The 23,952-nt window shown below is 37.1% G+C and carries 20 protein-coding genes and 1 pseudogene; 9 read left to right on the top strand and 12 right to left on the bottom strand.

Annotated elements, in window-relative coordinates:
- Positions 1 to 59 precede the first annotated feature (59 nt).
- Positions 60 to 725 (top strand): hydrolase, encoded by a 666-nt coding sequence (locus tag AC1DSL_RS05380; protein ID WP_477531439.1) that lies wholly within the window; start codon positions 60 to 62, stop codon positions 723 to 725.
- A 101-nt stretch (positions 726 to 826) separates the two neighbouring features.
- Entirely contained in the window at positions 827 to 1,630 is an 804-nt protein-coding gene (locus tag AC1DSL_RS05375; RefSeq protein ID WP_369758005.1) for a PhzF family phenazine biosynthesis protein, read from the top strand.
- Positions 1,631 to 1,915: 285 nt separating this feature from the next.
- Here the strand turns inward: AC1DSL_RS05375 and AC1DSL_RS05370 are convergent.
- Together AC1DSL_RS05370 and AC1DSL_RS05365 are read right to left on the bottom strand one after the other, a co-directional pair.
- A pseudogene (locus tag AC1DSL_RS05370) lies at positions 1,916 to 2,149 on the bottom strand (cupin domain-containing protein); the annotation flags it as partial.
- Positions 2,150 to 2,238: 89 nt separating this feature from the next.
- Positions 2,239 to 5,748 (bottom strand): S8 family serine peptidase, encoded by a 3,510-nt coding sequence (locus AC1DSL_RS05365; protein WP_477531438.1) that lies wholly within the window; start codon positions 5,746 to 5,748, stop codon positions 2,239 to 2,241.
- A gap of 467 nt (positions 5,749 to 6,215) precedes the next feature.
- Between AC1DSL_RS05365 and AC1DSL_RS05360 the strand changes: the two genes are divergently transcribed.
- The gene (locus AC1DSL_RS05360) at positions 6,216 to 6,686 is read left to right on the top strand and encodes a helix-turn-helix domain-containing protein (protein ID WP_477531437.1); all 471 of its coding nucleotides are present in this window, start codon (positions 6,216 to 6,218) and stop codon (positions 6,684 to 6,686) included.
- Positions 6,687 to 6,704: 18 nt separating this feature from the next.
- Here the strand turns inward: AC1DSL_RS05360 and AC1DSL_RS05355 are convergent, their stop codons facing one another.
- Complete coding sequence (locus AC1DSL_RS05355) at positions 6,705 to 7,127, bottom strand: hypothetical protein (protein WP_477531436.1); 423 nt, start codon at positions 7,125 to 7,127, stop codon at positions 6,705 to 6,707.
- An 821-nt stretch (positions 7,128 to 7,948) separates the two neighbouring features.
- Between AC1DSL_RS05355 and AC1DSL_RS05350 the strand changes: the two genes are divergently transcribed.
- The 6 genes from AC1DSL_RS05350 (at position 7,949) to AC1DSL_RS05325 (ending at position 16,854) form a co-directional block, all read left to right on the top strand.
- Positions 7,949 to 11,113 (top strand): discoidin domain-containing protein, encoded by a 3,165-nt coding sequence (locus tag AC1DSL_RS05350; protein WP_477531435.1) that lies wholly within the window; start codon positions 7,949 to 7,951, stop codon positions 11,111 to 11,113.
- 226 nt (positions 11,114 to 11,339) lie between these two features.
- Positions 11,340 to 12,425: a HupE/UreJ family protein gene (locus AC1DSL_RS05345; protein WP_477531434.1), complete on the top strand. Its 1,086-nt coding sequence runs from the start codon at positions 11,340 to 11,342 to the stop codon at positions 12,423 to 12,425.
- 407 nt (positions 12,426 to 12,832) lie between these two features.
- Positions 12,833 to 14,029 carry an FAD-dependent monooxygenase gene (locus AC1DSL_RS05340; protein WP_477531433.1) on the top strand — a complete coding sequence of 399 codons (1,197 nt, stop codon included), beginning with the start codon at positions 12,833 to 12,835 and terminating at the stop codon, positions 14,027 to 14,029.
- Between the two features lie 998 nt (positions 14,030 to 15,027).
- Positions 15,028 to 15,393: a hypothetical protein gene (locus AC1DSL_RS05335; RefSeq protein ID WP_016428790.1), complete on the top strand. Its 366-nt coding sequence runs from the start codon at positions 15,028 to 15,030 to the stop codon at positions 15,391 to 15,393.
- A gap of 116 nt (positions 15,394 to 15,509) precedes the next feature.
- Positions 15,510 to 15,995 carry a hypothetical protein gene (locus AC1DSL_RS05330; RefSeq protein ID WP_477531432.1) on the top strand — a complete coding sequence of 162 codons (486 nt, stop codon included), beginning with the start codon at positions 15,510 to 15,512 and terminating at the stop codon, positions 15,993 to 15,995.
- A gap of 85 nt (positions 15,996 to 16,080) precedes the next feature.
- The gene (locus AC1DSL_RS05325; RefSeq protein WP_477531431.1) at positions 16,081 to 16,854 is read left to right on the top strand and encodes an HAD-IIB family hydrolase; all 774 of its coding nucleotides are present in this window, start codon (positions 16,081 to 16,083) and stop codon (positions 16,852 to 16,854) included.
- A gap of 193 nt (positions 16,855 to 17,047) precedes the next feature.
- Here AC1DSL_RS05325 and AC1DSL_RS05320 read toward each other — a convergent pair whose 3' ends face one another.
- From AC1DSL_RS05320 to AC1DSL_RS05280, 9 genes are all read right to left on the bottom strand, one after another.
- Positions 17,048 to 17,287, bottom strand: coding sequence for a hypothetical protein (locus AC1DSL_RS05320; protein ID WP_477531430.1), 240 nt, complete (start codon positions 17,285 to 17,287; stop codon positions 17,048 to 17,050).
- Positions 17,287 to 17,448: a YvrJ family protein gene (locus AC1DSL_RS05315; RefSeq protein ID WP_016428784.1), complete on the bottom strand. Its 162-nt coding sequence runs from the start codon at positions 17,446 to 17,448 to the stop codon at positions 17,287 to 17,289. Before AC1DSL_RS05315 ends, AC1DSL_RS05320 begins: the two co-directional genes overlap by 1 nt.
- Positions 17,438 to 17,794: a sigma factor-like helix-turn-helix DNA-binding protein gene (locus tag AC1DSL_RS05310; RefSeq protein WP_477531429.1), complete on the bottom strand. Its 357-nt coding sequence runs from the start codon at positions 17,792 to 17,794 to the stop codon at positions 17,438 to 17,440. Before AC1DSL_RS05310 ends, AC1DSL_RS05315 begins: the two co-directional genes overlap by 11 nt.
- Before the next feature lie 703 nt (positions 17,795 to 18,497).
- Positions 18,498 to 18,680, bottom strand: a complete 183-nt coding sequence (locus tag AC1DSL_RS05305; protein ID WP_477531428.1) for a hypothetical protein — start codon at positions 18,678 to 18,680, stop codon at positions 18,498 to 18,500.
- Positions 18,658 to 19,119 carry a hypothetical protein gene (locus AC1DSL_RS05300; RefSeq protein WP_477531427.1) on the bottom strand — a complete coding sequence of 154 codons (462 nt, stop codon included), beginning with the start codon at positions 19,117 to 19,119 and terminating at the stop codon, positions 18,658 to 18,660. Before AC1DSL_RS05300 ends, AC1DSL_RS05305 begins: the two co-directional genes overlap by 23 nt.
- Positions 19,120 to 20,192: 1,073 nt before the next feature.
- A complete protein-coding gene (locus tag AC1DSL_RS05295; protein WP_477531471.1) occupies positions 20,193 to 21,428 on the bottom strand; it encodes an IS110 family RNA-guided transposase in 1,236 nt (411 codons plus the stop codon).
- A gap of 320 nt (positions 21,429 to 21,748) precedes the next feature.
- Complete coding sequence (locus AC1DSL_RS05290) at positions 21,749 to 22,210, bottom strand: hypothetical protein (protein WP_477531426.1); 462 nt, start codon at positions 22,208 to 22,210, stop codon at positions 21,749 to 21,751.
- A 517-nt stretch (positions 22,211 to 22,727) separates the two neighbouring features.
- Positions 22,728 to 23,003, bottom strand: coding sequence for a hypothetical protein (locus tag AC1DSL_RS05285; protein WP_016428780.1), 276 nt, complete (start codon positions 23,001 to 23,003; stop codon positions 22,728 to 22,730).
- 438 nt (positions 23,004 to 23,441) lie between these two features.
- Positions 23,442 to 23,952: M28 family peptidase (locus AC1DSL_RS05280; RefSeq protein ID WP_477531425.1), on the bottom strand; the 511-nt coding region annotated here is incomplete at its 5' end.

Below are 23,952 nucleotides of genomic sequence, written 5' to 3'. Positions count from 1 at the left end.
CAAGAAGTTTTAATTTTTGTAAGAAGAAAATCACTAAAAAAATGTGAAGGAAGGTTATTATGGGTTCAAGAATTATGCATAGTATTATAGCCTATAAGATTACTGAATCAGTTTCAATATCAGATAAAGCTTCATTTTTATTAGKAGGGATAGCACCAGACGCGGTGTCTCCTAAAGAGTTATCACATTTCTTTTCAGGCGAAGTAGATGATTATTCAAGAAATGTGGATTATGAAAATTTCATTGAAAAATACAGTTCTGTTAAAAATAATTCATTTATCTTAGGGTATTATTCACATCTCATCGCAGATGACTTGTGGTTAAAGGGGTTTTATTTACCGTGGTTAAAAAACAGAATGGAAAACGATAAAAATATTTTAAATCTGTATCATGGGGATTTTCAAACTCTAAATGGGTTGTTATTGGATTATTATGGAGTCGCAGATGGAATTAAAGAGATTTTCGATAGTAATGGTTCAGTTATAGATATTGAAGAAGTACACTCAAAAGACATTAGTGACTTTATTCCATATGTTTTAGAAGATATGAAATATGAAAATACACACAGTAAACAACAATTAAACGTTTTTACTTTTGAGCAAATCATTGGATACATAGAGACATCAATTCAAAAAGGAATCATACATATAAAACCTCTTCTAAGTTGCTGCGATACAACTAAAGGGCAGTTTAGTTCAATAAAAACCAATGATAAAATGATGTGAGTTACTAACGGTTGGGCTCTATGGCACAGTGTTTTTTGTTGTATGGATGGCTAACGGGGCAGGTTAATGAAAATAAATTTATATTAGTAACGAAGAATGAGGTGGGAGAGTTGAACAGAGTCACGTATTTTATCGTAAATGCATTTACTACAGATCTTTACAAGGGAAATCCCGCGGCAGTATGTTTACTGGATTCAACAATATCTGAGTTGACCATGCAAAAAATTGCTCAGGAGATACCCGTACCAACAACAGCTTTTGTCCAAAAAAGGGGGAATGATTTTTTTCTTAAATGGTTTACTCCAGAGATGGAAATTCCGATTTGTGGACATGGAACAATAGCCAGTGCTTTTATTGTTTGGCAACAATCGATTTTACCCTTAGATTCCCCTATTACATTCCAGACTTTAAGCGGTCCTTTGCAAGCAAGATGGTTTAATGAACTGGTAGAAATAACAATTAAGAAGTACCAATTAGAAGAGATTGAATGTCCTTCAGAACTTGAAGAATGGCTCGGTACGAAACCGAAATATGTAGGGAAAACAGATTTGGATTATATTGTGGAACTAAGTCATGAAGAATACATTGCAGATTTTGAACCTGATTTTTCTGCAATGAAACAGTTTCCTGTACGTGGTGTTTGTATCACGAGTATGTCTAATGAGGAGGGAATTGATATTGTCTCTAGATTTTTTTCACCAGCACAGGGCATTGATGAAGACCATGTAAATGGTTCTACCCACGGTGCATTAGGACCTTACTGGTGTGAAAAGTTATCAATAGAAAGTATTGTCAGCAAACAGCTTTCAAAACGAGGTGGGTTATTATACGTAACACCAAAAGAAAAAGATGTTGCCATTGCAGGTACAGCGGTACGGATATTATGGGGTGAATTATTAATCTAAGTCTCTAATATCGAGCTAAAACAACTAAAAGGTAATAGCTTTTCTTCTACAACTAACGGGGCAGTTTAGTTGAAGAAGAGAGATTTCTTAAAAGGTATTTTAATAAGGATTTGCAGAGTAGTATAAGGAGGTCAAATTCCTTTTGAGAAAAACACAAATAAAAACTCCTTGTGGTTATAATTTCCCCCAAGGAATTTATGTTTTTAGTAAAGCTCTGGGGTTGGATATTGAGTGTTGGTATATATCTAGATGGGACATCCTTTCTGATCCTCTATTACAAGATTATCAGGTGGGTCCTATATAAGTGTTAGGTTTAACAGATGCGGTTACCTGTTTCCACTGATTTTCATTCATACCATAGGTATACGACATAATATTTGAAGGTGTAAAATTTAAAATGTTAGAACCCCAAATTACTTGAGGAGTGGGTGCATTAAAAATCGCCAAAAGATGTGTGTTATCAACTTCATTATTTGTGAATACAGCATATGAAACCCAGAGTTGGGGTACTTGGGGTACCATAATTAAGAAAAAAATTTTCGAATCACTTTACAGAAAAAGCCGGCTCACTATAGTAATAGTGAGGCCGGCTCTTTTCGTATTTTTAATTATTGGTGCAATACAGTTACTGTTTGCGGACTTGTCGTTACTTTAAAGCCTTGCTTGTTTACTACTTCTGCTGAAACTGTATACGTACCGCTTGGAATATCCGCTTCTGGAGTCCATTTCAAGTGAATTTCATGCTCATTTTCAGCTACAATCGTGTCAACTACCTTGCCGTTTACATCTTTAACGTTTATTGTCCAGTTCACACGGTTACTGGCAAACGCATTAATTTGGGCAGGGGTGGTTGTGTTTACGTTGTTGTTTGGATACACGGAGAAATAACTTACAAGCATTTCTTCATTAATATAAGAAGGATCTCCCCAAACCGTATAGCTGTGGTTAAAAGCATGGTCTGCACCTAACACTACCACACTCTTCGGCTCTTCTTTTACTAGTACAGAAGTTTGTCCCGGCTGTAAGGATTCATACTTACCGTTATACCAGATGATTGCTGCGTTATATCCGCTACCGCCCTCGTTGTCCACTGCCTTGAAAGAAATTTCATATTGCTCATCTTTTGGCTGCACTTGAATATCAGATACAACTGGGGCAACAGAATCAACACGGATTGGAAGCTTCACTTCTTGTGGCTTCGCATTTGGATAATCTAGTGTTGTTTTAATAACAAAGTTGTATGTGCCATCCTTGACTGCTTGTCCTGCCTGGTCTTTTACGTCCCATAAATAACCACTATTCATATAATCACCGTATGCCATAACATTTTTACGGAACTTCCACGGTTTCCCAGTATATTCACTAAAATCGCCTAGGTCTTGAACCATTTTTCCTTGATCATTCTCCACGTACATTTCTGTCTTCTTTAAGTTGCGAAGTGCTGTAAATGTTGGGTATACACCTGGCAAGACAAAGTTTGGAGAAATGACAATTCGGTCCATATTAAAGGTTCCCGTATACGGGTCATATCCCAACGGGAATTGTGCTCCTTCATCGTTCCAAAGCACGGTATATCCTAAGAATGCATCTTTATCCCATGCAACAGGATCAATGTTCTGCGGCTGATCCCAATCTCCATAGTAGCCCATATACGGAACGGTTAACGGAACTGCCGCCTTGCTGTTTTTGCCTGTTGGCACTAGGCGAACAAATCCTTCAACAAACGTCCCTTCCTCCAAGCTTTCAGGTAATACAAGTTTTACGTCTAGGTTCTTTTCTTGACCCGGTTTAATCTTCAATTTCGCACCTTGTGTATGTGTCACTTTCTCGCCATTTATAGATGAAATAGCACCTTTTACATGCTTGCTTGTTAAAGTTAAATATTCTTTAGAATCCAATTTCCCGTCTTCGTCTAAGTCAAATTCTTTTGTTTCTTTTCCATCCGTCAAAACGTCTACAAAGACCGTGTATTCTAAATCTTTTACATCTACATTTTTTAAGGCTTCCACGTTCAACTTGAAGTTCGTACCTTTTTTATTAATCTCTTTTAACGCTACAGCTCCGGCTTGCTCTAACGGAGTATCCTTGCTTGTCACAATAACAGGTGTTTTAATTGCATTTTGAATTTTCATTAAGCCGGATCCTTGTACACGCGGTGAGTACGGTACTTCATTATTTGTGCGGGGATCTTGTACTACCTGCGCTGTATTCATCAATGCGATTTTTGCCGTTAGTGCTGTATTCTTTGAATGAGATAATCCTTTTTCATATAATGCTTGCATTAACAATGCCGAACCACCTGCAACATGAGGAGTTGCCATGGATGTTCCACTCATAACCTCATATTCATTGCCCGCAACAGTTGAATAAATGTTGCCACCCGGTGCTGAAAGCTCTGGTTTAAAGTCTAACGTATGCGGAGTTCCGACAGATGAAAAGTCGGAAATGGTATTTTTATCAGGATTATCAAGCCAAATACCCTTTGTCATATTCATCTTAACAATTTGACCACTTGTAAGCTTTGTGATTAACGCATCTCCTGCAACCTTACTTGTTGTAGCAGCTGGAGTAGATAGATAGCTGAAATTTAGATATGGGAAATCTGCCATTGTGGTTGGCGGTACTAGAATAACTGCTTTCGCACCATTCTTCTTTGCTTCCACTTGAATATAAGAATAAAATGCATAGGGTACTTGCGGTTTCGCAACTACTATTTTGCCTGCGACGTCTTTTCCAGCGAAGTCTGCCTTTCTTCCTTCCCCTACATACACCATTTCATAGCTCTCAGTAGGTGTTAGTACTCTGGAGAGTTTAAAATTAAATTGCGTTTGGTCTTGGTACGGAAGCTGTAAACCGTTTTCTTCTGCAAGCGTGGTTTTATGCATTTTTGTGTTTTCATAGGAAGCAACAGATAACGCATAGGGGCTTACTCCTGGTTCTCCAACTGTTCCAATATCCGGATTCTCAGCATATGGTTTTTCGGAAGAAGGCAAGAGATTATTTTTTGTGCTGTAAGCAGCGTTACCACCTGCTACAACAACTAGCGTGCCTTGTTCAGTTGCTTGACGAATTGCTTTTTGAATTGGGTCGTTCTCTTCGCCAACAAATCCCGCGTCAGAACCTAAGCTCATGTTGATAACATCGGCGCTTAATGTTACCGCGTGCTCGATACCTGCGATGATATCGTCTTCATAAGCTCCACCGCCATTATCGGAGAAAACTTTTTCTGCCAACAACTGCACACCTGGTGCAACCCCTTGTACTCCATCGTTTGCTTCATCACCATTAGCTCCTACAGTTCCTGCAACATGCATACCATGTGAACTTCCATATTGACCGCGTGGAATTACGTCTGTATCTTTATCAGCCCAGTCATAACCTGTCGGAACTTTGTCGCTGTACCATACTTCGTTTACTGCTGTTTCTGCGAGTTCCCCTTGAATGTTCTCTTGCGTCCACTTCTCTTTTTCTTTTCCTTTTTTTGTCAACGTCATATCTTTATGAGTATAGTCTAGTCCGGAGTCGACAATCGCAACAAGCAATCCTTCTCCTTCATATCCGTATTGTTCCCATACCATTTGTGCTTGTACCAATTCTTTGCTTGCCCCCATAGATGGTTGGAACGTCCTTGCGATATGCACGTTTATAACACCTGGAGTTGCCTGAATTTCTTTTACATTACTAAACTCCGTTTCCATACTAAAGCCGTTAAAGCTTTCATAGAATCGATGATTTACTTTAGAAGCTGAATTTTCCTTAGAAATTTGTGCAATTACTTGATCTTGTTTTTGTTTATACTTCGTCTTTTTGTTTTGGAAAGATTTTTCCAATATTATCGGCTGCTCTATCTCCACAATCAAGCGCACCTTTTCATCCGGCTTATACGGTTTAGCTAAGCCGTCTTTTTTCAAATTCTTGTATCCAAGCCTATCAGCTGCTTCTTCAGCAGCTTGGTTTTGTTCATCTTGGAAAATTTGCAGTCCTTGCTTCGCAATCTCCTCTATATTTGGAGAGGAAACCGAATTATTCTGTGGCCCTTCCGCAAACACTGTTGTCGTTAACAACATCGCAGCCAAAGTCGTCGTTGCAAATACCTTGTACGGAAATTTTCTTCTCATTTTTTACCCTTCCCCCTTTTTTTCAATGAAACAAAAAATACTTACTTCTCAATTTTTTAATAGTGTTAAAATTAAGAATATTTCAATATAATTGTATTATTCGCCTAATAGGAAGTAAATGGGGGTAATTAGTTAGGAATAAATAGGGATTTACTTATGAAATTTTAATTAAATTATGTAAAATAATTATTTTCACTAGATAAAAGCGCCTCTAAAACTTACTTCTTCTTACAAATAATATATTGATAGAGCATTTTCTTCATATTAATTATCCCAAATACTAGTTTTCCAAATGGGTTAGTCGGATTAAAGTATTGTTCCTCCTAGCTTTCTAGCCCTTATGTGAAAAACTGACATCTGATATATCTATTTCTTCTAAAAATGTTACATGTAAATAAGAATAAAGGAGGTTGATGGTACATGGATGAAGGATTAAAATTATTAAACTGTATCGTGAACGAGCTGGTTTGACTCAAGCACAACTGGGAAAAGGGATTTGTTCTGTCACTCATGTAAGTAAAATTGAACGTGGACTAACCCAATGTTCAAAAGAAATTATCAATCTTATTTGTGAGCGACTTAACATCGATTTACAAAAAGAATTAGAACAATATGATAGATTGAAAAAGAAGCTGAATGAATGGCTTGAAGTAATGGTCAAACAACAGATGGCAGATATAGAACTTCTCAAACAAGAAATCGAAGACAACACTTTTGTCCATATATCAGAAGCACATCATTTTTATCGCATCCTAGTAGCACGCTATTTCTTAATAAAAGGGGATGTGGAAAAAGGAAAAGACATTTTAAAGAGCTGTCAAGCTCATAGGAATGAGTTGGATCGTTATGAAAAAAATTTGTTGGAACATACATTGGGAATCTATTACCTTACTTTAAATAAAAGTAAAGAAGCAATTCATCATCTGTTTAACGAATAATATACTTGTAATTTACCTTTATTTACTTACCGTTTCGGCGGGAGTAACCCCTTCATTTTGAAAATAAGTTGTTATTATTTTAGTAATAAACCAGTTTGTTCTATAGGGCTCTGGATTCATTTCTACAGTAATAAGCTTATGTCCTCTGCCGAAATTTTCATATGAAGTTAGTAAATCATATGAAATTGTATATTGTAACTTTGTATCACTTATTTTATTTACTTTTACAAAATGAACGTTAGCAACCCACGGACTTGATTGTCCAGTCACCCAACCTTTTTCTTCGAACTGTTTCTGTGTAAGTTTTTGAAGAGATGGTGATAGCACAGCATATTGAACAGCACCACTTCGATTTTCTACACCCAATATCCATAATTCCGCAGCTTGTTTGGGGGTTCTAGGTTGCAATCCGTAAATAAATGAATTTAATTGACTCTCCAAATCTTGTCACCTTTCGAACATGCTTTTCTAATAAGATATGTTTCAAATGACTTTTAAGTCAGAGATAAATTGGAACAGGCTCCTTTAATGGAGAGGACTTTTTTCATTTCCTCTTCTAATTCGGACGAAGGGGTCAAACTGAAGAAATATAAAAAAGAAGGTATTGTAATTGTGAATAAGATTAATTTGAAGGAAAAGTAGCCGTCTACTTTCCTTTTTTTTATGAGTTTTTTAAACTCAGTTTATCTCAATTCAGCTTCTCTCCTCAATCAAGTAGCTAAGTAAATCTTTTATTTTTTGCAGCCAGGAAAATAAAATCCACCAGCAGCTATTTATGTGTTTTTGTCTAATTTTTCATAAAAACAATAATAATTTACAAGATATTTACAGAAAATCAATAATAATTGTGTATTATTTTTTTATACATAGGTAATTTGTGTGAGTGTATTATATTTTATGCTGTTTTGAGTTGGCGTCTATGTATTCCCCCTATTCTGGGAGGTTTCAAAATATCGGCGTACCAGGATTAAAGCATCGTTTCAGTTTAATGAGAACAGTAGAAGGAGAAAATCAAGGTTCCAATATTGGAAACGAAAGGGGGATTTCCGTGACGAAAAATTTCCTCTCATCCCGATCGATCTGAGGATGCCCACCATCCTTGTAAAGAGGGGCGACTTTCTCCATCACAATGGAGTCGTCGACATGATCGATATAATCAATGAGTTCCGCATCAAAGTTTCGCTACGGTTTTGTTTTTTACTCAATTTTACAAGATTTTTGAACAGACTCTTAAAATACTTAAAATATGGAGGTTTTCTGTAATGAAAAGAATTTTATCCATTACCCTCGTATTAACGATGATATTCGTTATGTTATCGACCACCACAGACGCATCGGACGCCAATATCGTCAAAATCGACAATATGCAGCCGGTTTACGGTCAAACGATCACCGCCGATGCAGTCATGGATCATGGTTCAATGAGCAAAAATCTAACATTTCAATGGCAAGTACAGGAATCACGTATAAGCGATCAATATATTAATGTGAAATCGGGTGGTACATCCAAAAGCTACACCGTAACGTTAAATGATATTGGTAAAAAATTGCGCGTTGTAGTTGGTTTACCATCAAATGGTGACAGAAAAACTTCATTGCCCACGAACGCAGTATTAAATGCCAATCCCCTTATTGCATCGATGAAATTCGATAATAATTTAAAGGACGATGCAAATCAAGAGAAATTGGAAGGGAAAGGAAATTATAGTTATGTAGACGGTGTATTACCCGGGACCAAAGCTCTGCACTTAGAAAGCGGAGACGGCAATTATGTCGGTACAACGCATAGCTTGAATTTTGGTAATGACAGTTATACAACATCCTTCTGGTATAAGGGTGACACTAACAATAATCAGGTAATATTATCAAACAAAGATTTTACTAAGAGCTCTAATGAAGGATGGGCGATTTATTCATCAGCCAATTCGGTCAATATGAATTTAGGATTCCCGACCACATCAGTAAAATTTGGGCGCGACACGTTTAATGCTTCCGATTGGCGTTACGTGACATTTGTTGTAGACAGAGATAAAATGCTCGGATCGTTGTATATTGATGGTTACAAAATGACTGAAACTTCGCTGGGGATCGGAACTTTAGATACATCGAACCCATTAAATATAGGTAGCGACGGATTGGGCAAACATGGCGATAATTCATTCGATATAGCTGATCTGAATGTTTGGAAAGGTGCATTTAGCAGTGATGTAGTCCAAGCTAATTATAATAGTTACGCTGTAAACAAAGTAGATATGAACGCACTTAACGACACAATATCAGAAGCAAGTACACTAATAGCAGACGGTCTCGGCAACGGCTTCAGCCAAACCGATTTTGATCATTTGAAAAAGGTTTTGAATACGGCAACTTCGGTTGCAACAACGAAAAAAGTAAAATTATATACACAGGAAACCATTAATTATTACGAACGTGAACTAAACAACGCCCTATTCATCTATCAAAAAAGCAATAAAACATTAACTCCTGCCGGTTTAAATATGATTATAGACAGCGACCCGGAAATCAGTTCTAATCCCGCAAAAATAGCGCAAATTGAAAAAGGCTACAGAACAGAACTGAGACTATTCCCACAGGCCGACGTACTTTTTATTCCTGGCGACGTTACCGGCGGTAACAATGCCAATGAATATGTATGGATGAAAAATCTGACAGACATTCATACTAAACTTACAAATGAGGGTTTGTTAAAAAATACGAAGTTTTATATGGTAAGAGGCAACCATGATATGGGCGGAGCCGAACAATTTATTCCTGTCGGTTCGGCGGGCGCGTGGAACGAGTCAACGAATTCATACGATAACAATTTCTTTAACGATTCTTATAGGGTAAAGGTAAAAGGATATAATTTTGTAGGTTTTGACGGAAATTATAACAACGAAAAAACGGTGGGAAAAGCCACCAATTTCCTCGACCAAATTAGAAAAGAAGAGGATTACGATCCAACCAAACCCATATTTGTATCTTCTCACTACCCTATAAGCGGAACTGTGTGGGGATCGGCTTGGAGCAGCGCGGCAAGTAATAATGTAGGTAAATATATTGCCAACAATAATTTTTCGCAGGTGGTATATATGTCAGGTCATACGCAATACGACCCGACCGACGAACGTTCTCACTATCAAGGTGCGGCTACGTATCTCGACAGTGGTGCGAGTTCATATTCCAGTTATATTGATAACGGTCCGTACGGCGGATATATAGAAGGCTCGTATATTAACTATAAAACCACACCTCGCATCGTGAATTTCGTAGAGGTTTACGATTCAAAAATGATCATCAAACAGTATAACTTAAGTACAGATGAATATGTAGGCATACCTTCTGTAAAAGTCGTTGGCGAAGGCAAAGAGGCCTTTACCTATAGCAGGAGCGATATAAGAGAACTCATAGCTCCGCAGTTTGAAGAGGGTATTACGGTCGATTCCTACAAAAACAACGAACTTGCTTTTACAATAAAGCAAGCAAATGACAATGTGCGCGTTTTGGAATACAATATTCAGCTTATCAACAAGCTCACCGGGAAAGTGGACAAATCGTTTAACAGCCTTTCACTGCCGCTAGACAAACCATTCGATGAACACAGACAGTATAAGTTTACAGATTTGTCGCCGACTACTCCATATATACTCAGGGTATTTGCCGACGATTCCATGTATAACCGTTCGTCGCAGGACATTGACATTGAGGCTCAAAGTGTTAATTTAAACAGCATCACTGCGCCTGCTGACATAACAGGGTTGACAATCGGAACGGCGAAGACAGCGGACGCCCTTGGAGTGCCAAAGACAGTATCCTTGGATACTGATGCAGGCAGGGGAGAAGCCAATGTGACATGGAATGTAGATGCTTCAAACTATGATCCCACTGTAAAGACTGCACAAACCTTCGCTGTCAATGGAACTGTAACTTTGCCAACTGGGGTGAAAAATCCCAATAACGTCCCTTTGACAACAAGCATTAAAGTAACGGTTAATAAGATCACTCAGTCTGAAATGACGGCAACGGCGACAAGTCAGGAAACGATTGGTGAAAATAATTCAGCATCCATGGCGATTGACGGAAATTCACAAACTTTTTGGCATACAAAGTGGGATAAATCTGATGTTCTCCCTCAATCGATCACCTTAAATCTTGGAGGAACTTACCCAATCGATAAGGTCGCGTATTTACCAAGGCCATCAGGCAGCAACGGAAATATTACAGGATATAACGTATATGTAAGTACAGATGGAGTGACCTTTACTAAAGTTGCAAGCGGAACTTGGGCAAACGACAATGCGGAGAAAGTAGCAACTTTTGATCCGACAGATGCATCATATGTCAAGCTCGAAGCAACGGCGGGTGTTAACGGCTGGGCAGCGGCCGCGGAGATTAGCGTCCTTGAAACAGAAACTGTAAAGAATTAGCTTCTAACTTTAAGAGGATTTATTGAACGCTGGACACGGTGAATTAAGGAAAGACCATTACAAGTGAGGATTGGCACATGGTTAAAGATGCAGATATCAATCATAACGACAAGATTAATTTTGCAGATTTAGTTTGGATCGCCAATAAAATTTTGCAATAGCACCAGATAATAAGGAGAGAAAAGTAAATCTTTTCTCTCCACTTTCTATGAAATGAGGTCCCATTATGATTCGACGTTCATTCCTGTCATTGTTTATCATCTTATTATTTTTTGGAACTGCCACAACTTCGCTTGCGCATTCCATAAATATGAATTACTCGGATTTAAACATTGAAGGGAACGAGATTCTCTATGATCTTTTTATTGAACAAACAGACTTGTTTCCACAATTCGGTACTGACTTGGATAATCTGGTGAACGATGAACTGGCCTCGCAAAAAATCGAATCCTATCTACAGAAAGGTCTTCGCATAGATGCGGATTCGAAGCCCTTAACGATGGAATTAGTTTCGATGAACATGGCGCAAAAGGGTGCCGTAAGAGGCATGGAAATTCAACTGACGTTTATCGCCGATGAAGAAATTGAACAATTTAATCTTCATTACGATCTGGTGTTTGACGATGCGCCTGCTCATACGAGTGTACTCATGGTCCATGCAGGGGAATATTTTCAGCAGGATATGATTGATAGCACTAATAGAGATATTCTGATCAACCTTCCCCAGGACTATCCCCAAGACCAACCCCAGGACCAACCCCAGCCTGAAACTGGATCCGTCCTATGGAAATACTTTGTACTTGGAATCGAACACATTTTGACCGGGTACGATCATTTGCTGTTTTTGTTATCCTTAGTATTAATCGCATCTCGCTTCAAGGATGCGTTGAAAATTGTTACTGCTTTTACAATCGGCCACAGCATAACACTAATCTTGGTGGCCACCGACCGTATTCAGGTCAGTTCGCATTGGGTCGAAGCCTTGATTGCCCTGACGATCTGTTATGTGGCAGTAGAAAATATGTTTGTTCAAAAGGCGAAATGGCGGTGGCTATTGACGGCCTTATTTGGCCTGATTCACGGCATGGGCTTCGCCGGGGCTTTGGCCGAAACGGGACTTCCAAAGAGCAATCTGATTGGCTCACTCCTGACGTTTAATTTAGGTGTGGAAGCGGGCCAGATCATGTTCCTATGCCTATTACTTCCCTTCTTGCTATGGCTGCGAAGGTTCCCATGGTATCGTAAAATGATGATCTCAACGTCTTGCCTTATTTTTGTGCTGGCATTTTATTGGTTGATTCAAAGATTGTAATTAGGCCATTTATTGATCAATACGAGAGTTAGCGGTATTTTTGCTAGCTCTTTTTTTAATTGCGTGTCTAACCAAGTCGGCACGACTATCTGGTATAGTCCGGTCGAGGTAAGAGCCTAGTGGATGCTCTTCTTTTGTGGGTAATTTTTTAATAAAAGATGTTCTCGATATGGAACCATTATATTTAATGATAAGTATGTCACTCCTATTCATTACATCAAGGAGTGAATATAGAAAAGCGAAAAAAGAATGAACTTGTTCAACTAACGGGGCAGGATAGTTGAACATTAGTCTCAGCTTTTAAAATTAAATTCCTATTATTTTATTGTCCTAAATAAGTGAAATCGTCCATAAATATACTGTGGGTATGTTAAGACTTTAATTAGGATAGGAGTGAGTAGGCAATAATGAAACAAACGATGCGCGTTCTTATTTCTGGTGCAAGCATTGCCGGTCCGGCACTCGCTTACTGGCTTCATCGTCATGGATTCAACGTGACTGTAATTGAACGTGCTCCAGCATTGCGCGCGGGTGGATTCGGGGTTGATATCCGTGGTGCAGCCATTTCCGTGCTTAAGGGGATGGGTATACTCGATCAAGTTCGTGCAGCTGACACGAACATGACTGGTGTTTACTTTGTGAACAGCAATTGCAAGATACAAGGTCAAATAAGCGAAGCAAGTATGGGGAACCAGCATGGTCTGGACATCGAAGTCATGCGAGACGATCTAAGTAACATTTTGTACGATTTAACCAAGGATACTGTTGATTACATTTGGGGCGATTCGATTACCGCTATAAATGAGACTGGAGCTGGTGTAGAAGTTCAATTTATTCATGGCAAGCCACAGACATTTGACCTTGTCGTCGGTGCAGACGGGCTTCATTCTAATGTTCGCACCTTAACTTTTGGAGATGAAGCACAGTTTAAACGGACGCTTGGCTGTTATATCTCGATTTTCACTCTCGAGAATTACCTCAACCTCGACCATCGCCAACTGTTATATACGATACCAGGCAAAACTGTAGGTATGTATAGCGCTCGTGACAATACCGAAGCAAGGGGTATGTTCTTGTTCCAATCAGAGGCATTGAAGTACGACCGCAATGATACAGAATCTCAAAAGAAACTAGTAGAAAATGTCTTCTTAGGCGATTCAGGTTGGGAAACCTCGCATCTACTCAAAACCATGAAAGATGCGACAGACTTTTATTTTGACGAGGTTTGCCAGATTCACATGCCGACATGGTCAAAAGGGCGGATTACATTGGTAGGTGATGCGGCGTATGGTCCATCTCCTCTATCAGGTCAAGGATCTAGCCTGGCGCTTGTCGGGGCTTATGTATTAGCTGGTGAACTTAAAGCTGCAGATGGTGATTTCGCCCGTGCATTTGTAGCCTACGAACAAAAAATGAGAAAGTTTGTTGAGAAAAATCAAAAAATAGGACTAATGGCTGCCGGGAGTATGATTGAAAAATCAAACTTCAAAATCTTTTTACGCAATTTAATGTTGCACATACCCCCGATTATGATCGTACAATTTAAGATGATTTCAAAAATGATAGCCAAAGCTGCTAACGGGATCGAGCTGAAAGATTATTGATATGGATTTATTGGTTGGAGGGTTACTACCAACAAGTGACACGATCAAAACGCTGTCTATTTTCAGTAACCATATAAAATCCGAACAAATTTCTGTTTAGCCAGCTAAGCGCAAACATGCCCTTAAGCCCTTTAAAATTATTTTTAGTCTTCCGCAAGCCGGAGCGATTCTTTAGCAGGGATCGCTTTCTTTATTGAGTTAAACAATGAACGGTAGCGGCTGCTCTTTTTCTTTTGAACTTATAAGAATGCAGAAGTTGATTAATTTTCTCCCGAAAGAGAAGTTGGCTTAGCAGAATCAAGCATTGCCAGCGAAGTAGCACAATAAGAAAAAATCGTCCGATTGAACGGACGATTTTTTTATTTAACATTATGTCAGTTGGATTATATACAAATGTTAAGCCAGTTGCCTTTAAAGGGCAGCTTTCTTTATGGATTAATGTCGAATACTTCCCAATCAGGATGTTATGTCAACACGTTGTGCATACACCATACAAGCCAGTTCATTTTTTTACTACCTGCAGGAAGTATTTTTATGTTTGTAGAATTCTCAAGGGAAAATGCATATGTTATTCTATAGTTGCATTAAGGAAACTTTTTTTCTTTAAGGAAATAAGCTCGAATTTTCTTGCATATTTTTATATAGGAGGTATTTTATGTTTGTAGGATTCTTAAGAGAACATGCATTTGCTTCTAATTCATTACCTGTATTGTTTTGGGCGACTTCTTTTTATGTTTGTAAAATTCTTAAGAGAAAATGCTTATGCTTCCCCAACATGGAAGACTAATGGTTTTTGACCAAAAATGATCACTTCCTGATCCTGATGTTATGTCAACACGTTGTGCATGCTGCACACTCGTTCAGCGATAGAATAGATATGTTACTGAACGCATTTCTTCTTCAACTAACTGAAAATCATCTTTCTTATTGTACTAACGGGGCAGGTTAGTTCAATAAGAAGTTGCAGTTTTGTTAGTAAAGAAAAAGAGGAGGAGAGGATGAAAATGGAACAAGTGAAAAAGTTTTTACGCTCTCTCATCTATAAAAATTACGATGAATTTGCGAAAGTTTTGGGCTACAAAGATTGGAAAGTTGCTGAAGAAAACACGTTTTATGTTTGGCGTCTAGGAGAAGACGCAGGTTGGTATGCGACAGAACTCCCTAATAAAAAGTGGGCAGTTTGGAATGATGAAGGACAACCACCATATTCTATCAAAGTCTTTTTAACGTGGTCCGAATCAATTGAACAACTTCGAAAGTTATTTGAGGAAAAAGGATTACCAGAGGATTACTGGCTACCTGAAGGATTTGATGAGAATGAAAATATATTTATGAAGGAACCAGACAGAGACAAAAAGATGTAAATATAATGAGAATAACGTTATTCAACTAACGGGGCAGGTTAGTTCGATAAGAAAAGCGATAAAAATAGGTATAAGAGATATTGTTAATTTTAATTACGTTCCAGAGGGGGTTTCAAATGAATTCGATCAAAGAAAAATTAGACCTATTACATAATATGATAAAAGAAGTGAATGGGATAGTAGACTTTGATTGGTGTGTAAAATTGTTTTACCCTTATTATGAACACTTTAACGACGATAATTTGAGATATAGGGGGGGTTCCCTTATTGCTTTTTTGGGTCTTTTGATAGAGTGGGAAGACCGAAGTGGATTTCCATTCTATATAGGTATAGAAGGATACAACCGTCACTATTTTGATAAGTACCTCAAAGAGTTTCTAAAACATACTTCCAACATTAAAAAGCAATATCCAAACATTTATTTTGTTATTATTCAAACGCTAAATCATTTAGATAAAAGAGAGGATCTTGAAGGTAAATTTCCTAATATTCCAAGTGACCTATTTAGTACCATTAGAAAAGAATTATTGCAGATTGATGTTCAAAGAATAAACACTGAGATTTATCGAAATGCCTTTAGAGAAGCTGGTATGTCTTATTAAACTAACGGGGCAGGTTAGTTAAATTAGGATTAGGACTTTGCAATATAATGATATATATAAACTACGAAAGTGAGTGCGATTTATTATGAAATTCGTTTTTGACTTAGACGGAACAATTTGTTTTAAGGGGCAGCCAATATCCAAGAAGATTCTTCTTTCACTATCGAATTTAACTCAAGAGGGTCACGAAGTTATTTTTGCATCTGCGAGACCTATAAGGGATATGTTACCCGTGATAGATGAAGCTTTTCATCATTATACAATGATTGGAGGTAATGGCTCTCTTATCTCAAAAGAAGGAAAAGTAGTACTATCTACTGCATTCTCACCTAATGAAATTAACGAAGTAAAAAATCTTATTGAGCAACATAATGCCACTTTCTTAATAGATGGTGAATGGGACTATGCTTATACTGGTCCTGATACACACCCTATATTACAAAACTTAGACCCAGCTAGGTTAGCGAAATCGGTTAGTTTAGAGTCTCTTGATTCAATAGTCAAAGTGCTGTTGCTAACTGCAAATAATATGGAAGAATTAGCAGAAAAACTTTCAAGCCTTGACGTATACGTCAATAAGCATAGTAACGAGAATGTCCTTGATATTAGTCCAAGTGGGATAAATAAATGGAGTGCTTTGAAGGCGTTAGGAATTAAAGAAAAAACATATATTGCATTTGGAAACGATGCAAATGATATATCAATGTTTGAAAATGCATTACATACAGTTATGATTGGCAATCACGAACGATTATCTCCTCTTGCAAAAGAGACCATTCCACTAGATGAAGATTACGAACAGGAAATAGTGAATAAATTACATTCACTATCAATGGAGTATAGTCGAATACAAATTTAAGTAATGTCTATTCTTMTTCAACTAACGGGKGCTTTAGTTGAAGATTCGATTTCTGAAATAATCAAWCTTTTTTATAAAAATGAATAGCAATAAACAGGTGAAACCTCGTATTTTCAAAATACGAGGTTTGTTTTTTACCTAGAAATTGATTATGCTCGCTAAATTTTAATTAAAATTTTTTTCAATGGTTACACTAAGATAGTTCAAAGGACAATGATTCGTTTTCTGTTATGTTGAATGATTGTCCAAAAGTGGTAAAGAAACCTGGTACGTTTCTACTTATCTTATTGTTAATTACTTTTAGTATATATAACATTAATTCTTGTTCCAAATCTTCTCTATTTTCAAGAGATGTCTGAAAGAGTGACCTTTTAATTTTAGGCTGAATTAAATCTATTATTGCTCTTATTTCTTTTTCCTCAATAATATTCATTATGAATTCACTCCTTTGTTTCCAACAACTTTTGCTAAGTTTTGTATTGTGTTATCGAGAGATTCAATCTTTCTTTCAAAGCGATGCAATAAATAAATGGTCATGACAATCGGAAAACCAAAGTTGCCTACTAATTGGATCATACTCGCTTCATCTAACATCGTTCATTTCCCCCCTTAGTTTCTTCAATGCTACATTCTTCGTATTAGTAACAAACTGCTGTGAGACAGCTAAAGTTTTCGCTATCTCAACATCTTTTAACTCCATTACAAATACATAAAATAAAATTTCTCTTTGTTTATTGGTTAATTTTTTTATCGAAGAATGCAATTTAAAATCTGTTATATAATCCTCTAACTTGTTTGAATGAGTTTCTTCTCTGGGAGGTGGTACTTCAATTAAATCTAGTAACGTAGAATTATCTTCGTTTGGTCTATCTAAAATTGATTGATAACGTTGCTTATACAGTCGATTTTTTCTATCTAATTTTTGACTTTCAAAGTGCAAACTTTTTAGTATATAAGCAATCGAACGGATTCTAAAATAAAACTCCTTAAATCTTTCATCTAAAATTTTTTGGTTAATGCCTGTTGGATTCCTAAGATACTCTTGATATAGCTTTCGATTCCTATCATCTTGAAAAAACTCTGCAAGTAGTCGATTTTTATTTATTTCAAACTTCCACCTCCCATTTACACGAATGTATGTTCGCTTTTTGAGTAAAAAATATAGAACATGAATAAAATCATGTCCTTTATTATTAAAGGGATATATAGTATAAATATAACAACCAGTTTATGCTAAAAAATCTTTTTATTAGGTTAATTTTACATGATTTTCATAAAAAATCATATATATTTTGATAGTCAAAGCATTGGGGGAGAGGTTCATGCCAATAGAGTTTCACTATTTCTCATTGATTTTATTTGGTTTAATACTAGTTCGAATCTTTTTAAAAGAGAAAAAAGAAAGATTTAAGAAGATTAATGCTTATATAACAGTAGTCAACATTGGAATTCTTCTACTTTTTAATTTAATTACCTATTACTTGTCGGATCAATATCGATTATTTTTCATAAACCAATTTAATACCTATTTATTGATAGTTATATTCATTATTATTCACATTACTCTTATACTTGATATAATCAAAACAAATAAAAAGGACGAAGCTTAGTAGCTATCGTCCTTTTTTATTTTTTTTTAAATATTACCATTTTATATAGTTAATTTGACCGTTTTGAGTCCTTTGTACATTACCGTACTGATCAAGTGCTTCCCATTTAATTTGAATGGCACTTCCATTATCGTACATAGTTGTTCGTAGCCCCCAACCAACGCGTGGGTCTGGCCAATCTTCGTCTTCAGTGTCAAAAGCACCAATTTCTGCCATAGTAAAGGCAGCAGTAAAAAAGTGTTACATATTTCGCTATAACTCCAGTTGCTGTAAGCCCTATTGCTGTTCCTACGAAAAGAGCAACAAGTTTACTAGTCTTAAATTGATCGACATCAGCTTGAGTAAAGGTTTTCTTTTGAGTATGTGTGCCAAGCAGTTTTACTGGTCTAATAAAATAATCGTAAATTGCACCTCTAACTGCATCAACTTTGACGTAGTATTCTCCGTAATATGGAACTTCTACATATACAGTGTGATTTTGACCAGGGCTTGAAGAAATAGTTTGTGTTTTTACAATTCCCGAATCCCCCGGACGTTGAACAATCAAACTCACTGAGGTCGCATTAGCAGGTGTTTTGAAACTAATCTTAAGTTGTCGTGTTGCACTTTGAAGAACTGACAAGTAAAAATCGTGATTTCCATTATGAATTGCCATTTTACCATCTCCTTTTTTTGTCTTACATTTACTAARAGGAGGATTCAGAATAAAAATTACAACAAAAAATGAAAAATTAATTGAATATATCTATAAAGATGGAAAACCTATTTAATAATTCGCTATACTAATAGTAGTTATTTTATTTCGAAAACCTTTGTATTTTCCCATCGTTAAGATGAGCAGAAAAAAGCTAGGTGTGCGTCTGTGTTTTCCAAAACAATTCCCGTCTTTTGACTAGCAGAATTAACGGAAATGAAAAAATATTAATTAGTTTATAATCCAAACGTCTGTATACCTATGTCTTTATGACATCTGCGTACAGGCGTTTTTTTGTTTCCAAAAACTTGATAAGTCCGATATCTAAAAGCCCTTTAAACCTACGTTTAGAGAGCTTTTTTTTATATAGCAATACCAATCCAAAAAAATTAGAGGAGGTTGTCAAAATGACAACAAAAGAAATCACATTCACACAGGAACAAAAATCTTTAATCTGGAACACAAAAGTCGCTCCAGCGAATGGTACTGAGTACGAAGCGAACGCACGCTAGATGCAAACGATATTTCTGGGCTACATTAATTGGAACCTTTCTATTTATTTTGTTGTATTTTAGATTATCGGAGCATCCAGGCTTGTTTCTCAAACTCATCCTTCCAAATAGCTTATTAGTTGGTGGAATAAGTGGGATTCTATTTTTTACTCCTATTGAAATGATGCGAGCACTTAAGACTAAGGTGGATCAAGGGAATTAAATTGCCAACGAATATTCAGACCGTAGGATACATCATTATAATTTTGAATTGATTGCATCCAATAAACTGCATGAAAGAAACTAATGGAATTTGAAGATTTGGAGAGGACCATGTGAGTGCGTGGATTGAAAGTATAAAAGTTGGTTCCACTTTAATATTGATAATTTTAAATAACCTTCTTCAACTAAACCAGCCAATAGTTTGTCAATATTTATTAATGAAAACTAAAAATAGTTCATGCTATACTAAATTTGTGCATACCAAATAACCTTCCAAATGAACGTTTGGAAAGTACTGGATTATTTAGTTGTGATTTTAAACTAGGCTATATCTTGGAAAGTAGATTTTCTTGTTAATAGTGCATAAATCCAATGTAAAAGTTTATTGGCACATGCTATCACAGCTACCTTAAAGGGCTTTCCTTCTTCGCGTTTCTTATCATAAAACTCTCGTAACTTCTTATTTCGAGGAATGAGTTCCTCTGTCGTTTTCTTCTTGCGACAATCACGAATGGCACATTTAACGGCCATATATAAGGCGTGTCGTAGTCTACTAGAACCTCTTTTGGTAATCCGATTCAAAGTACCTTTGAATGTACCAGATTCAAAAACACTTGGATCAATTCCTGCAAATGCAACTAGTTTTTTAGGGTGATTAAACCGATCAATTTCCCCAATCTCAGAAATAATCGTTGCAGCGATTTTCTCGCCGATACCGGGGATGGATTGGAGAATCTCATATTCTTCAATACTTTTTGCTAAAACATCTATCTCTTCTACAAGGTTGGATAGAGTTTTTTTGTATTCAAGAAGCATATTTATATACATATCAATACTCAAGGTAAGGCTATTGTATAAGGTTTTTTGAAACGGATTGCGATTTGCTGCAGCTCTTAATTTTTTTGCCTGATTGTTTGCCCATAGCTGAGACCGGCTTTTACATAATTCTTTTATTTTCTTCGCGATTGTTTCTTCGTCAACGGCCAAAACTTCCTCTGAAGTAGGGAATTTTTGTAATGTTAATAAAGAAACAATTGAATATAGGTCACCAAAAACCCCACAATATTCAGGAAATACCTGGTCAAGAACGGATTGGAATTGCAGTTTGGTTTGTACATACATACCTGTAATGTTCTCGTGTTGCCTTGTAAGGTTTCGTAGGTTTAAGAGTTGGATTCCTCGTTGTTTATAAGGCTCTAGTTCTTCTTTATAGAACATCTCGCAGAGATGCCGAGCGTCAATGAGATCAGTCTTTACCTTACGTAAACTAGAACTCTTTGCTCGATATGAAACGAGTGGATTTACCATTATCAATAAGAATCCTTTGTCCTCGAAATATTGGACAACTGGTATATGATAATGTCCTGTGGATTCCAACACAATGGGTGGCCGTTTTCCAGATACATCTTCTATTTCCCTAATAAATTCTAAAAGGCTTGTCAGCCCCTCAAGTGTATGTGCTACTTTAAAGCTCTTTTTGTACGGTTGCTTTTTATCCAAGAATGCTTGAACCTGACTTTCACCTTTTGCCACATCCAGACCAATGACTGGATTCATCATCTTTCTCCTCCTTCTCATACAATTAACCGGTAACCCCTAAACCTTCATGTAGTATCATAGCTTCGCTTGTTATACGAGATCATAGTCCCAACCAGCCTCAATCATGTTTCTACAAGTAGGGGGCGAACTGTTTAGTTGACGGGATCATTTGCCCCACGGGTGCTTACGTTCTACCCCGGCTACCGTCATCATATATCGATATAAAAAAAGGTCAACCAGAAATATCTGGCTGACCTTATAATACGAACGGGTGCTTTACTTCAAGAAGGAGTAATGTCTTTTTCTATTAACGGAGCAGGTTCACAGAATAGGTTAGGTTATTTAAGGCTTTCTACTTCAGCATGAGCCTTTTCCAAGTTCTCAGAGGCTATACCTAAGTGGTGATCCACTTTTGCTCCTACTTCATCACTGGGATCATCCAAAAGTTCCACCATAGCCCAGCCCCAATCAATATAGTTCTCAAGAGCCACTATTAGCATCTCATTCGCTTCTTGGTATTCCTTTGGAGGTGTTACCTCACTCATTACCTGCAAATTAATATTGGTTGTATGTGAAAAAGCCTTACATAATTCCTCCATATCGTCTAGTGAGGATGATGCTGATGCTGCAGATATTTTATTTAAATTCTCATGTATTAAATCATAGTTGTTTTCAAACTTACCCACATACTCCTGTTCTGTGATTGGTTCTGATTTTTCATTTTCACTGGACTTAACCTTTTCTGTACACCCTGTTAGCAGCAAGCCACCAATCAACATTATCCCCATTGCTTTTCTCAATTCCCTATCCCCCTTTATTTTTTACTTGGTTTTCAGAATACTTCAATAATAAGTCGTATTTCTTTTTTAGGTTACACATTCATCGTTACAAATATTGGATCGGGTTGTCCGCGTTATTAATCATTTTTTTATCTGCTTTTAATTACTTTCAGTCCATGTTTAAAGGAGAGTTTCATGTTTGCGTACAGCAGAACAAAACCATTTAGGGAAAGAAGTAAAGTCGGGAGTTATCAAACGCAAAGAATCTGGTTACTCATTCGATATTTAAGAACAATCCGACAATGGCAAGCCAAACCAGCTTAAAATCGGAGCATATAATAGAGATGGGACTATTCATTGGAAAGATGGTATTTGTGATGAAGGCTTATTTCGAGGAAGAACAAATAAGTACAACTAACGGGGTTAGTGAAATAATACTACTTTGAATGGATACTGTCGCGAAAATATGTATTCACTTTAAAGCCTATTACAAAAGAAAAAGCCTTGGGTTTTTAATTACCAAAAGGCTTTTTGGATTTTAGTAAAGGGTAGGAGTAGGATAACAGGCAACAGCATCTATAAATCTTGGGTCAATTCCGTAGAATTGCCAGAAGGAACCGTTCCATCTATATCCAGATACTTCACCATATTCCACGCGAGTTGGGTAAAACCAGAATTGGTCCCCATTTATAAGCCATACATAAGTGTTTTGATATACACAGTCAATTATATAGGATACAGAAGGTTTTGTTGGTATGAGAGGTGGGGGAGGGGAAGTTGGTGCCATTGTTCCCTCGGGCTGGAAAAATCCCATGTTATTTCACTCCTTTAATTTAGGGTCTAAATATTATATGTTGAAAAGAAGTAAAAGGATTATTTAACTGGACTATCAAAAACTAAACATTGTGAAGTAATGTACTTAAACTCCCATGAAAATTAAAATCAAAAAAAAGCAAATTAAAGTAGACCCAGAAAACACTTTTTAAAAAAAGGCTGAGCCTTGTAAGATTTATTATTAATCTAATCTGTCAGATAATCAAAAATCCTCCCTAGAGTAAAAAGTATAGGAGGATTGGCTAGTGCAACGACTGAGTAGGATTAATCTTCCACGAGTGCTATCCATAGTTCATCGTCCTTCCTCACCCGGCCGTAGTAATCCTTTTGGAGGCTCTGTGAAAGTATAGTAGACGTTACGTAAAAACCCCACGTAACGAGATCATCCGATCCAGTGACGTGGGGTTTAAGGTTTACACTATTTGACTTGGCGATCGATTTTGATTTGATTCCACACAGCTATACTGACGATTTCCGAAACGTCTTGTAGTTTTTCTTTGCTGATTTTATCTATAGTATCTTGTGGCTTGTGGTACCAAGGCTCAGCGGGATTGTGGATGAAAAGGGCAGCGGGAATGCCTGCCTTTGAAAAGGGTACATGGTCGCTGCTATCACCTTGATTGTAAGGTGTTGGTGCCCCGTTTAGCTGTGTGCTGGCATCCTGGGCGAGTTCAGTAACAAGGTTAGGCTTATTATCGACCGTTTGCAAGACTAGTTCCCCGGCATCTTTGCTTCCGACCATGTCCAAATTGAAATTTGCCACGATTCGGCTGATTTCATTTTTCGGTAACTGTTCGACATAATGATTGGATCCAAGTAATCCAAGCTCTTCCGCACCGAACGTGATAAAACGAATTTCTGTGTCGGTTGGAATGGTTTTCAAGACACGTGCAAGTTCAAGCGTCATGGCAGTTCCTGATGCATCGTCA

The organism is Paenisporosarcina sp. P4_D4 (assembly GCF_056401835.1).
Note: the sequence above shows the minus strand (reverse complement) of the source record. Positions and strands in the feature narration are given on the sequence as shown.